Origin of the sequence: Nocardioides sp., assembly GCF_034670285.1 — a bacterium.
In the GTDB taxonomy this organism is placed as follows: domain Bacteria; phylum Actinomycetota; class Actinomycetes; order Propionibacteriales; family Nocardioidaceae; genus Nocardioides.
Genome location: NZ_JAXMNS010000061.1, coordinates 1 through 12,011, shown reverse-complemented (window position 1 = coordinate 12,011; position 12,011 = coordinate 1). Strand labels below are relative to the sequence as shown.

The window sequence follows — 12,011 nt, the reverse complement described above, 5'->3', positions numbered from 1 at the left end:
GGTCATCGGGTCCGGGCCGAGCGAGACGATGCCCGGCACGTCGGACGGCGAGCGGACGACATACATCGCCAAGCTCTTCTTGGTGCCGGCCTCGGTGACGTCGAGCCCGGCGTCGTCGTCGAGCACGATGCGGACGGCGAGCGGGTTCTTGTTGCTGGGGCGCGGCGGGAGCGCCGGCACCTCGTCGCGCCAGCGCACCCAGCCGGCGCGGGCGAGGTGGAAGATGAGGTGGAGGCCGGAGGCCTCGATGTCGAGGAACTTGCCGTGCCGGGTGACCTGGTCGACCAGGGTGCCGCTCAGCGCGGAGAGCGGCGGGTCGTAGGTCTTCAGCGCGCTGAACGTGGCCAGGTGGACCGCGGTGATCGCACGACCGTCGAGCCGGCCCCGGAGGTCGAGGGCCAGCGCTTCCACCTCGGGCAGCTCGGGCACGAGACCGACTCTAGTCGCCGACTGGCCGTGTTTGCCGGTCCATCGGCGCAGCTGTCCGGCAGGATGGTGGCCATGACGACGCTCTCTCGGCGCCCGCTCACGGCCCCGCTGCGCGGACGCGCCGGCTGACGGGGTGGCGGCGATGACTCCCGGACGGCTCAGCTCCCCGCAGGTGGTGGCTCACCGCGGGGCGAGCCACGAGATCGCCGAGCACACGCTGGGGGCTTACATCGCGGCGCTCGAGGCCGGCGTCGACGGCCTGGAGTGCGACGTGCGGCTCACCGCCGACGGCCACCTGGTCTGCGTGCACGACCGCGACCTACGCCGTACGACGAGCACGCCCGGGCTGGTCTCGACCACCGACCTGGCCGACCTCAACGAGCTCGACTTCGCCTCCTGGAAGAACCCCTGGGGTGACCTGAACGACGAGGCGCCCGACCGTGACGAGTCGCTCGACCGGGTGCTCACGCTGCGCAAGCTGCTCGAGACCGTCGCCGACTACGGCCGCCGGGTGGAGGTGGCGATCGAGACCAAGCACCCGACCCGGTTCGGCGGCCTGGTGGAGCGCCGTCTGGTCGAGATGCTGCGCGACTTCGGGTGGGACGCGCCCGGCTCCCCGGTGCGGGTGATGAGCTTCTCCTTCACCGCCCTGCAACGGGTCGAGCGGATGGCGCCCGACGTCCAGCTCGTGCAGCTCATCGACAAGGTGACCCACTGGCCCATGCTGCGTCGGATCGTCGGTGACGACTGGATCCTGGGCCCCGGCATCGACCTGCTTCGCGAGCACCCGCGCCTCGGCACCCGGATCAGCCAGGCCGGCCACGACATCCACGTCTGGACCGTCAACACCGAGAGCGACCTGCGCCTGTGCCGTGAGCTCGGCGTCAAGGCGGTCATCTCCGATCGCCCGGCCTACATCCTGGAGACGCTCGGGCGGTAGGTTCGCAGGTATGGGAAAGAGCTCACGCGTCAAGAACCGCACCTCCGCCGCTGCGTCCGTCCCGGCCGGTGAGGGCGCCGTCAACCCGCGCCAGCCCTGCCCGTGCGGCTCGGGCAAGCGCTACAAGGCCTGCCACGGTGCAGCCGGTGGCGCGTCGGCCGTCTTCAACGCCCGCCCCTTCGAGGGCCTGGCCGGCGAGTGCGACCTGATCGCGCTGCGCGAGCTGGTGCCCGCTGCCACCGCGCCGCTCCAGGTCGTCGGTGCCGGTGACCGCATCGTCAAGCTCTGCACCCTGCTGCCGATGGCCGCGCCCGCCATGTCGCGCGAGAGCGGCGAGGTGTGGCTGGGCCTCCAGGTCCAGCACAACTACGGCGACCCGTCGCGCGACCTCGCCGCCGCCCTCCAGCTCGCCCTCGACTCCGAGCCCGACCTGATCGGTCTGCCGTCCGCTCCCGGCGAGGGCCCGCGTCTGCAGGACCTCGTCACCAACACCTCCCTCGACGTCACCGTGCACGAGGGCTTCGAGTTCTGGACCAGCGACCTCGCCGCCACCGACGGTCTCGAGGACGCTCTCGCCCAGGCCAACGAGGCTGCCTCCCCGACCGCGCGCCTGTCGTCGGTCGAGGCGGCGTACTGGACCAACGTCGGACCCAAGGAGCACCTGCGCTGGGTCATGCCCGAGCCCGAGGGCGAGCTGCTCGACGCGCTGGCCCGTCTGCACGTCGACGGCGCCGACGTGATCGTGCCCGACGCCCGCCTGGTCGGCATGTTCCGCGCCCACGGCCTGCTCGTGCCCGTCTGGGACCTCCCCGTCGGCACCGGCGCCGAGGTGCTCGAGGACCCGGCCGCCGCGTTCAAGACCGCCCTCGACCAGGCGCTCGCCGACACCTCCGACCTCACCACCGAGCAGCGTTCGGCTCGCTCGGGGCTGGCCAACCGTCAGGTCACCATCCGCTGAGCGACTGCGGGTGCAGGAATCCCCGGATCACCGGGGATTCCTGACGTTCTCAGGGAGAACTACCCCTGAGAACGTCAGGAACTCCCTGAGAACCCTGTCTACATCAGCGCTCGCGCACCGACCAGGCGGCCAGGCGCGAGTAGCCCTTGACCGAGACGTTGCGCAGGCGCTTGAAGCGGTACGTCGTGGGCCCGGCGGTGTCGGTGTCGGTGTCGGTGTCGGTGTCGTGGACCTCGCGGGTCTCCCGCTCGTCGACCTCGAGCGCGTCGTGCGCGCCGCGGTCGACCAGCACCGTGCCCGGGCGCGCGAGCGACGTCAGCCTCGAGGCGATGTTGACCGTCGGGCCGAACACGTCCCCGAGCCGCAGCACGACCTCGCCGTAGGCGATCCCGGCGCGCACCTCGGGGTAGCGGTCGTCGGCGTCGCTCCCGCGCGCGGCCATCCGGAGCGCCACGCGGACGGCGTCCTCGGGCTCGTCGACGACGAAGAGCACCTCGTCACCGATGTTCTTGATGATCCGGCCGCCGACGGCGTTGACGAGGTCGGCAGTGGCCCCCTCGAAGTCCTCGATCCAGGCGACGAGCTCGGTGTCGGTGAGGGTCTTGCTGCGTGAGGTGTAGCCGACGATGTCGACGAAGACCACGGCGGTGGGCAACGAGGGGGCCGCGGGGTCGGCGACCGCGAGCATCCGACCGCCGGCGCTGACGAGGTGACGGCGCCACACGTAGGTCTGGAGCGCTTCCACGCGCGGCAGCACCTGCTCGGTGAGGGCGGTGAGGGTGGCGGCCGGGTCGGCCGTCTCGCCGCGCCGCTCGGCGTCCTCGAGGGCGACCGAGGTGAGCAGGCTGGTCTGCCACTCCGCGAGTCGGGCAAAGCTGCGCCCCCAGGTGCGCACCAGCGCAGCCTGTCGGTCGGGGGAGAGGATGCCGAGCTCGACGAGGTCCCAGGCGTGGCGCAGCGCCTCGACGTCGGCCGGAGTGAAGGCGACCTCGTCGTCGGCGGCGTGGGCAAAGCCCATCAGGTGCCACAGGCGGGTGGCGACCTCGAGGTCGATGCCGGTCTGCTCGCAGACCTGCAGGCGGGTCAGGCTCGGCTCGGCCCCGAGCAGCGAGGCCTCGGCTGCGTCGAACGCTCCGACGAGGTCGGGCGCACCCGGACCGTCGCCGGCGCGGGCGCCGTCGACGTCCTCAGCGCCCCCCACGTCGTTCAGTCGGACTTGATGCGCGACTGCGCGACGGCCGCGATCTTCTCGGCGAAGGCCGGCATCTCCTCGATGAGCTCGCGGATGTCGGTGTCGGTGAAGTGGATGGCCTGGAGCGGGCTCATCGCGACGATCGAGGCGGTGCGCAGCTTGTGGCCGACGATCGCGGCCTCGCCGACGATGTCGCCGGGGCCGAGCGAGGCGATCTCGGCGCCGTCACGACGCACGGAGACGGTGCCCTCGAGGAGGATGTAGGCCTTGTCGGCCGGGGTGTTCTCCCAGATCGGCGACCAGCCCTCGGGCAGCTTGACGCGGCGTCCGTGCGAGCTGATCTGCGCGACCTCGCGGGGGGTGAAGGAGTCGAAGAACGTTGCCATGAGGGGCCTTTCGTCGGGGAGCACCGGTGCTGACGCACGTTACGGATCCTCGCGCGTCGGTGCAGGTGTGTCCAGGAAACGGGGGAACGGCGAACGGGGAGGTCAGCCGAGGGGATCGCGCACGATCGGGCAGCTCATGCAGCGCGGTCCGCCACGGCCCGAGCCGAGCTCGGAGCCGGCGATGCGGATGACCTCGATGCCGGCCTCCTCGAGGCGGGCGTTGGTGGCGTCGTTGCGCTCGTAGGCCATTGCGACCCGCGGCGCGAGCGCGAGGGTGTTGTTGCCGTCGTCCCACTGCTCGCGCTCGGCGGTGACGGGGTCGAGACCGGTGTCGATGCGGTGCAGCGTGTCGATGCCCATCGCCTTGGCGGCGGCCACCAGGAACGGCTCGGGCGGCGAGACGGCGAGGCGCAGGGTGCCGTCGTCGTCCTGGCCGTCGCGGGTGACGGCGTGGGCGACGAGGGAGTCGGCGACGTTCTCGTAGACCACCATCTTGTCGACGTCGACCATCGTGCAGATCGTGTCGAGGTGCATGGTGGCGCGCTCCTGCGCGATCGGGACGGCGAGCACCGTGTGCGCGAGGTCGTCCTCGAAGACCTGGCGGGCCAGTCGCTCCACGCCGGCGGCCGTCGTCCGCTCGCCGACTCCGACGGCGATGACGCCCGGGGCGAGCAGGAGGACGTCGCCACCCTCGACGTGCTCGTAGTGGTGGCCGTGGATGCGCGGGGTGCCGACGAAGCGCGGGTGGAGGGTGTAGATCAGCTCGGTCAGCTGGGTCTCGCGCTTGCGGGCAGGCATCGCCAGCGAGGTGATCGCGATGTGGTCGCGCACCCACACCGAGGAGTCACGCGTGAAGAGCAGGTTGGGCAGCGGGTCGATGAGGAACGAGTCGTGCGGCATCAGGGAGGTGACCAGCCCGAAGCCGCCACGCACCTCGTCGTTGCGGATGCCGGCGGTGAGCAGCGTGGTCAGGTGAGCCGGGTCGGCGTCGCCGAGGAAGCCGTCGAGGTAGTGGCGCATCGTGTCGCCGAGCTCGAGGTCGCTCAGCGCGGTGTCGATCGCCGCGGCGCGGGCCTCCTCGACCGCGAGGGTCTCGGTGAGCAGGTCGGTGAGGTAGAGGACCTCGACGTCGCGGTCGCGCAGGGCCTGCGCGAAGGCGTCGTGCTCCTCCTGGGCCCGGGCGACCCACGGGACGCCGTCGAAGAGCAGCTGGTCGTTGTTGCGCGGCGTCAGGCGCGAGAGCTCGTGGCCCGGACGGTGCAGCATGACCGTGCGCAGCCGGCCGACCTCGCTGTCGGCGCCGTGGGTCGGGCCGTTGGTGGGAGTGGTGCTCGCATCGGTCATGGCAGAACCTTAGTGGCGTCCTCGGCAAAGACGGTGCGAGGTCAGCAGTCGACCCTGAGCGCATGGCGCCAGCTGATCCCCTCGAGGTCGACGTCGACCCACGAGATCTGGACGGGCCGCTCGATCGGGCCGTCGGGCGGCAGGCACGCCGGCCTGCTGCCTTCGTTGATCGTGTTCGGGCCGTCGGTCCACACGATGACCGGGGTGAATCCGATCGATCCACCGCCATCCAGCTCGCAGGCGACGTCGCCGAGGAAGGATTGGCAGGTCGCCTGCTCGGTGACGACGCGAGTCTGGCTGCCCGCGGCATAGCCGGCCGTGGCCACGCCGGCCAGCACGAGCCCGATCAGGAGTGCCGTCCAGAGGGGCCGCTTCCGCACCCAGGCGAGCATCGGCTCGATCGACATCCGGGTCCTCACGTCTGCTGATGGGAGCACAGGATCGCACGCCGGCGGGCGGTCAGACGTGGCCCTCGGTCAGGCTCGCGGGCGGCAGCCAGTCGGCCCCGAGCAGCAGGGCGAGGTCGGTGAGGCCGGCGGTGTCGCTGCCGACCGTGTCGGAGGCGGCGGCGATGCGCTCCACCATCACCTTGCCGACCTGTTCCTCGACGGTGCCCTCGGCGTAGGCGATGTGCCACGGCGAGACCTGGTGGTCGCGGTGGGTGCGTCCGGTCACCTGCCGTCCGGCGATGCCGGAGAAGCGGGCCTGGTGGAAGACGCCGACGCGGGGCTCGGTGCTCGCCTGGCGGCCCCCGGGGAGGCTCTCGCCGGCGTGCAGGCTGATCGAGGCGACGGTGGTGAAGACACAGACCTTCGCCTCCCCGGTCTGGAACCGCAGCCGCTCGGCCTTCGGGTCGAACCGGTCGCGGCCGTAGATGGTGGCGACCTCGATGCCGGAGTCGCGCAGCCGCTCGGTGATCGGGTCGGCGGCGGTCGAGATGAACTCGACCGAGCAGGCGACCTGCCGCTCCGCCTGCACCTGCTGGGCGATCCAGTCGACCGTCGAGTCGACACGGATCAGCCCGGCCTTCTGCCGGAAGCGCAGCAGCGCAGCGCGGCCCTTCGCGGTGTTGCGGCCGCGCCGGGCGAGGTCCATCTCGCGGCAGAACTCGCCCCAGTCGGCCTCGTACGTCGCCCGCTCGGCCGGGGTGAGCGTCACCGGCATCCCCGAGATCGGCACCGGTCCCCACGGGGCAGCGCGGTGCATCGCCGCTGGCCGCTCCTCGTCGAGCCAGCCGCGCACCAGCTTGAGGTCCGCCGCGCGCCGGGACGGATCGGCGGTCCAGGTTGCCCCGTAGCGGCCGTGCTCCACCCCCACGCCGTGCCGCTCGAGCGCGCCGGCGAACGCGGCCCCGGCCTGCGTGGCCGACGTCCACTCCTTCATCGGCTCGCCGAGCACCTGCGCGTAGGCCGGAGCGAGGTAGGGCAGCTCGAGCGGGGTGTGCCCGGGTGTCGCCGTCACCGCGATCACGAACGGCGCCTTGTCGTGCGGCTTGCCGTGGCCCGAGATCTTCGCCCAGAGCTTCCACCGCTTGGTCGTGGTGCGGCGCAGGGCGTGGGCCTCGTCGGCGATGATCACGTCCCACGCGTGGTCGGTGACCTTCTCCAGCCGGTCCCAGGTGATGACGACCCACTCGAGGCCGCCGTCGCCCAGCGCCGTGATCGTGCGGCACCAGTGGCCGATCGTGATCGCTGCTGGTCGGTCGGCGACGACGAGCACGCGTCGCGCCCCGCGGAGGTCGCCCACCGCGGCCGCGCCGAGCACCGCCGAGATCGTCTTGCCCACCCCCGGCTCGTCGGCCAGCAGAAACTGTCGCCCACCGGCCTCGGCACGCGCCGCGATCGCGTCGGCTGCCTCGAACTGGAGCCGCCGGGGCTCGAGCGCCTCAGGTGCCTGTGGCGCCTCCGGGTCGGGCGTCGGGTCGTCGGGGTTGAGGTTGTTCTCGACGAACCGCCCGAGGGTGTGGGGCCCGGGGGCGTACGGCGTGAGATGCGCGGGCAGGTCGGGCCCGACGTACAGGTGCGTCTTGACCGCGGAGTGCCAGGAGGCGCCGTCGACCTGGGTCCCGTAGGGCACGTCGAGCACCCACAGCCGCTCGCCCGGACCGGCGACGGGCAACGGCTTCGGGGCCTGCTTCGTCCCGCTCCGTCGGCGAGCGCTGGATCGACGACGGCTGGCCACCGCCCGACGCTATCGCCGAGCGCCCTCAGGATCGGGTCCGGCGCGCCACTCGAGGATCGGTGTCACCTGGTGGCACCGATCCTCGACCAGAGCCAGGCCGACCAGGCCGACCTCAGCGGACGAGCTCGACCACCGTCAGCGTCGCGAGCAGCACGCACACCCCGGCGCCCACGAAGTGCAGCACGTGCACCGCCACGATCCGCAGCAGGCTGCGCCCGACGATCACGGCGAGCGCACTGACGGTGAGCAGTGCGGCGAGCGCGCCGACGAAGACGCTCAGGGGTGCCTCGTAGCGCGCGACCAGCGAGAGGGTCAGCAGCTGGGAGAGGTCGCCCCACTCGGCGGCGAAGAGCACGAGGAACGACGCCAGCACCGCCCGCCAGCCGACGGCGCTCGCCGGGGCGGCGTCGTACTCGTCGGCACCGTCGTCCACCTCGGAGCCCGCACGCAGGTGGCGTCGCCCCTCGCGCACCAGCACGACCGCGCCGGCGAGGAAGAGCGCCGCGGCGATGCCGCGCACGAGGTCCTGGGGGAGCAGCGAGGCGGCCTGGCCGAGGCCGACGGCGATGGCGGTCTGCACGGTGAAGGCAAGGCCGACGCCGATCCACACCAGCAGTGGGCGGTACCTCGTCGCCAACACCAGGGTCGCCAGGAACGTCTTGTCGGGGAGCTCGACCACGAAGATCGCGCCGAAGGTGAGGGCGAGGGCAGCGAGGTCCATGGGGCGATTCTCCCCGGCGTCGCGGCGGTGCAGCGCGGGGGGAGGCCGCCTCGACACTAGGTTGACGCCATGCTCGCGGTGCTCGCCTCCCTCTCGTTCGTCCTCGCCCTCACCGCAGCCGGGCTGGCCGTGGTGGCCCTCCGTCGTACGAGCCCGCGGGCCGACGGCTCCGACCTGCCCACCGACGTCCTCGGCCTGCGCCAGGAGGTCGCCGCCCTGCGCGCCGAGACCGGCGCGGGCCTGCGCCACCTCGCGGTCGTGCGCTACGACGCCTTCGGCGACATGGGCGGGCACCTGTCGTGGAGCCTGGCGCTGCTCGACGACTCCGGCGACGGCATCGTGCTCAGCTCGATCCACGCGCGCAGCGAAGCCCGCACCTACGCCAAGAACATCGCAGGCTGGACCTGCGAGGCGCAGCTCTCGCCCGAGGAGGACGAGGCGATCGCGCACGCGCGACCCTGACGCGCAGACGGGGGCGCAGACAGGGGCGCCGAGGCGGCGCTACTTCACTGCTCGGCCTCGAGACCCTTCATCAGCTCGGCGGCCATCGCCCCGATCAGCGCCTCGAGGCCCTTGAACGGTCGTGCCATCACGGTGAACGACGTGAGGCGGCCGTCGGCGCCCCAGCGCAGCATGTCGATGCCGTGGACGGTCTTGTCGCCGATGATCGACTCGAACTCGAGGACCGCGCTGCCCGACCCGTCGTCGGGCCCCTCGTCGTTCCCGGTGTGCCACTCGTCGAGGTAGCGCAGCTGCGGGCCGAGCACGTGCATGGCCGCGGTGAGGTAGGCGGTCGTGATCGCCCGGCCCTCCTGCGGGGTGTGCACCGCGGGGGAGCGGAACACGACGTCGTCGGCGAGCAGGTCGTCGAGGCCGGCGGCGTCGCGGGTCTCGGCGATGCGGTGCCAGGCCTCGAGCGGTGCGGGTCGGGTCATGTCCGTCAGTCAAGCATCCGTCGGTCAAGCACCCGGCTGCGGAGCAACCGGCGTCAGCGCGGGACGCGCACCAGCAGGCGGCCGTGGATGCACTCCATGTGCATCTCGCGACCGGGGCCGATCGAGTCGCCGTCGAGCTGACGCGGGGCGTCGGCGGCGGCACGGATCGACACGGTGCGACCCGTCATCCGGTTGATCGTGTCGTCGGTGCGCGAGCGCTTGGCCAGCACCCGCAGGGCCAGCGGGATCCACGACAGGAACCGGCGCGGGTTGAGGATCACGACGTCGAGCTGGCCGTCGTCGATCATCGCGTCGGGCAGCAGCGGCATCCCGGCCTGCAGGAAGCCGACGTTGCCGACCATCACCATCCGGGCGCGGTGCTTGGTCCACTCGCCGCCGTCGACCGACAGCTCGACCCGGGTCGCGGGGAACATCAGCGACTTGAGCGCCGAGAGCACGTAGGCCAGCCAGCCGACGCGCTTCTTGATGTCCTCGTTGACGCCCTCCATGATCGCGGCGTCGAAGCCCATCCCGGCCATCACCATGAAGTGGCTCTCGACGTCCGGCTCGCCCTCGGCGGCGTCACCGCTCACCTTGACCATGTCGATCGCCCGGTCCTGACCGGTCAGGGCGATGTCGATCGCGGCCCGGATGTAGAGCGGGATCTGGAGGTTGCGGGCGAGCAGGTTGCCGGTGCCGGCCGGGATGATCCCGACCGGGATCCCGGTGCCGGCCAGCTCGGCGCAGACCTCGCGCACGGTGCCGTCGCCGCCACAGACGATGACGAGGTCGGCGCCCTCGACCGAGGCGAGCTCGGCCTGACCTGTGCCGGAGTCCTCAGGGGTGGTCAGGTGCCAGGTCGGGTCCTGCCAGCCGGCGTCGCGCGCCATCGAGGTGACCGTGGCGCGGAAGACGTCGACGTCCTCGACCTTGATCGGGTTGAGCACGACCGCGAGTCGCTTGGCCGACGGCAGCGCCTGGGGCAGTGGCTCGCTCTTGTGAGCGTGGCTGCGCGGCAACGGGTTGATGAGGGCGAGGCCGAGTAGCACGAAGCCGGCTCCCAGCAGGGCCCCGCCGACCACGTCGGAGGGGAAGTGGCGGCCGAGCAGGATGCGGTCGAGCCCCACGACGAGGGCGACGAGCACCGTCAGGGTGATCACGAGCCGGCGGATGCCCTGGCGGCGCACGAGCATGAGCACCAGCACGATGACGACGCCCGCAAGCGCGGCGGCCGAGGACGCGTGGCCCGACGGGAACGCGGCGTTCTCGTGCAGCGCGTCGAGGTTCTGCCACTCGGGTCGGTCGCGGGCGATCCAGGCCTTGAGCCCGGTGGTGGCGAGCGCGGTCGCCGCCATCACGCCCACGACGTACCCGGCTGCACGACGGTGGCCCTTGGCGAACATCGCTGCAGCGAGCACCACCGTGTAGACGGTCATCGCGATCAGGTTGAAGGCGTCCTCGACGACGAGCAGGACCTGGTCCATCGTCGCGCCGCTGACATCGCCTGCCGCCGTACGACCGCGGGCGTCGAGGTCGACGAGCCAGGACCAGTCCTGCAGGACCGCTGCGGTCAACGCTCCCAGCAGCGCGAGGAGCAGCGCGGCGGCGCTGAGCTGGGTGACGCGGGAGCGGTCGAGCACCGGCTGGCTCCGATCGGGGTGGGTGGTCGCGGACGTGAACGGGTCGTTCGTCAGCCGCCCATCAGTATGGCGAACCCGCGCCACGCCGCCGTCATCGTCAGACAGCACGCGCGGGCGAGGGCCTGCTCGCAGCCCCGCTCGCCCACCCACGCCGCACAGCGCGACAACTCGGGTGTGGACTGACGGAGCGGCCAGATAGCCTCGCGGTGTGATCGATCCACGAGTGCTGCGAGACGACCCCGACCGCGTGCGAGCCGCCCAGGCCAAGCGCGGTCTCTCCGACGACGTCGTCGACCGCGCCCTGGCCGCCGACACCGCCCGCCGTACGGCGATCGGAGCGTTCGAGGCCAAGCGCGCCGAGCAGAAGCAGCTCGGCAAGCTGATCCCCCAGGCGAAGGGCGAGGAGAAGCAGGCGCTGCTCGCCCAGACCAAGACGCTCTCGGCCGAGGTCAAGGAGGCCGAGGCCGCGCAGGGGGCCGCCGAGGCCGAGTGGCTCGACGCGCTGCTCTCGATCCCCAACCTGGCCGCCGACGAGGTGCCGGCCGGCGGCGAGGACGACTTCGTCGTCCTCGAGACCATCGGCACGCCCCGCGACTTCGCCGCCGAGGGCTTCGAGCCCCGCGACCACGTCGAGCTCGGCAAGATCCTCGGCGCCATCGACCTCGACCGCGGCGCGAAGGTGTCGGGCTCGCGGTTCTACTTCCTCACCGGCGTCGGGGCCGAGCTCGAGTTCGCCCTGATCAACCTCGCCAACCAGACCGCCCGCGAGCACGGCTTCACCCAGGTGATCGCGCCCTCGATGGTCAAGCCCGAGGCGATGGCCGCCACCGGCTTCCTCGGCCAGGCCGCCGACGACGTCTACCGGATCGAGGGCCAGGACATGTACCTCGTCGGCACCTCGGAGGTGCCGATGGCCGCCTACCACGGCGGCGAGATCCTCGACGGTGCCTCGTTGCCGCTGCGCTACGCCGCGTTCAGCCCCTGCTTCCGCAAGGAGGCCGGCTCGCACGGCAAGGACACCCGCGGCATCATCCGCGTGCACTGGTTCGACAAGGTCGAGATGTTCGTCTACTCGACCACCGAGGACTCCTACGCCGAGCACCAGCGCCTCCTCGACATCGAGAAGTCCTTCCTCGACAAGCTCGAGCTGGCCTACCAGGTCATCGACACCGCCGCCGGCGACCTCGGGCTCTCGGCGCAGCGCAAGTTCGACTGCGAGGCGTGGATCCCCACGCAGGGCAAGTACCGCGAGCTCACCTCGACGTCCAACTGCACCGAGTTCCAG

13 protein-coding genes are annotated in these 12,011 nt (G+C 71.8%); 4 read left to right on the top strand and 9 right to left on the bottom strand.

Annotated elements, in window-relative coordinates; translation table 11 throughout:
• Positions 1 to 429 (bottom strand): DNA-formamidopyrimidine glycosylase family protein (locus VOI19_RS04855; protein WP_323791826.1); only part of this gene is annotated, 429 nt, incomplete at its 3' end.
• Positions 430 to 571: 142 nt separating this feature from the next.
• On the opposite strand from VOI19_RS04855, the gene VOI19_RS04850 reads away from it, so the two are divergent.
• On the top strand, positions 572 to 1,369 hold the full coding sequence (locus VOI19_RS04850; protein WP_323791825.1) for a glycerophosphodiester phosphodiesterase: 798 nt from the start codon (positions 572 to 574) through the stop codon (positions 1,367 to 1,369).
• A 10-nt stretch (positions 1,370 to 1,379) separates the two neighbouring features.
• Positions 1,380 to 2,327 (top strand): DUF5926 family protein, encoded by a 948-nt coding sequence (locus VOI19_RS04845; RefSeq protein ID WP_323791824.1) that lies wholly within the window; start codon positions 1,380 to 1,382, stop codon positions 2,325 to 2,327.
• Positions 2,328 to 2,430: 103 nt separating this feature from the next.
• Here VOI19_RS04845 and VOI19_RS04840 read toward each other — a convergent pair whose 3' ends face one another.
• From VOI19_RS04840 to VOI19_RS04815, 6 genes are all read right to left on the bottom strand, one after another.
• Complete coding sequence (locus VOI19_RS04840) at positions 2,431 to 3,528, bottom strand: adenylate/guanylate cyclase domain-containing protein (RefSeq protein WP_323791823.1); 1,098 nt, start codon at positions 3,526 to 3,528, stop codon at positions 2,431 to 2,433.
• 5 nt (positions 3,529 to 3,533) lie between these two features.
• A complete protein-coding gene (locus VOI19_RS04835; RefSeq protein ID WP_323791822.1) occupies positions 3,534 to 3,905 on the bottom strand; it encodes a cyclic nucleotide-binding domain-containing protein in 372 nt (123 codons plus the stop codon).
• 102 nt (positions 3,906 to 4,007) lie between these two features.
• Positions 4,008 to 5,249 carry an arginine deiminase gene (locus VOI19_RS04830; RefSeq protein ID WP_323791821.1) on the bottom strand — a complete coding sequence of 414 codons (1,242 nt, stop codon included), beginning with the start codon at positions 5,247 to 5,249 and terminating at the stop codon, positions 4,008 to 4,010.
• 41 nt (positions 5,250 to 5,290) lie between these two features.
• Positions 5,291 to 5,656 carry a hypothetical protein gene (locus VOI19_RS04825; protein WP_323791820.1) on the bottom strand — a complete coding sequence of 122 codons (366 nt, stop codon included), beginning with the start codon at positions 5,654 to 5,656 and terminating at the stop codon, positions 5,291 to 5,293.
• 52 nt (positions 5,657 to 5,708) lie between these two features.
• Complete coding sequence (locus VOI19_RS04820) at positions 5,709 to 7,430, bottom strand: helicase (RefSeq protein ID WP_323791819.1); 1,722 nt, start codon at positions 7,428 to 7,430, stop codon at positions 5,709 to 5,711.
• A 112-nt stretch (positions 7,431 to 7,542) separates the two neighbouring features.
• The gene (locus VOI19_RS04815; protein WP_323791818.1) at positions 7,543 to 8,151 is read right to left on the bottom strand and encodes a TMEM165/GDT1 family protein; all 609 of its coding nucleotides are present in this window, start codon (positions 8,149 to 8,151) and stop codon (positions 7,543 to 7,545) included.
• A 69-nt stretch (positions 8,152 to 8,220) separates the two neighbouring features.
• Here VOI19_RS04815 and VOI19_RS04810 point away from each other — a divergent pair, with 69 nt between their 5' ends.
• Entirely contained in the window at positions 8,221 to 8,613 is a 393-nt protein-coding gene (locus tag VOI19_RS04810; RefSeq protein WP_323791817.1) for a DUF4446 family protein, read from the top strand.
• A 44-nt stretch (positions 8,614 to 8,657) separates the two neighbouring features.
• Here the strand turns inward: VOI19_RS04810 and VOI19_RS04805 are convergent, their stop codons facing one another.
• Positions 8,658 to 9,086: a nuclear transport factor 2 family protein gene (locus VOI19_RS04805; protein ID WP_323791816.1), complete on the bottom strand. Its 429-nt coding sequence runs from the start codon at positions 9,084 to 9,086 to the stop codon at positions 8,658 to 8,660.
• Between the two features lie 53 nt (positions 9,087 to 9,139).
• Complete coding sequence (locus tag VOI19_RS04800; protein WP_323791815.1) at positions 9,140 to 10,726, bottom strand: YegS/Rv2252/BmrU family lipid kinase; 1,587 nt, start codon at positions 10,724 to 10,726, stop codon at positions 9,140 to 9,142.
• Positions 10,727 to 10,934: 208 nt separating this feature from the next.
• Between VOI19_RS04800 and serS the strand changes: the two genes are divergently transcribed.
• The coding region (gene serS / locus VOI19_RS04795; protein WP_323791814.1) for a serine--tRNA ligase at positions 10,935 to 12,011 on the top strand (1,077 nt) is incomplete at its 3' end.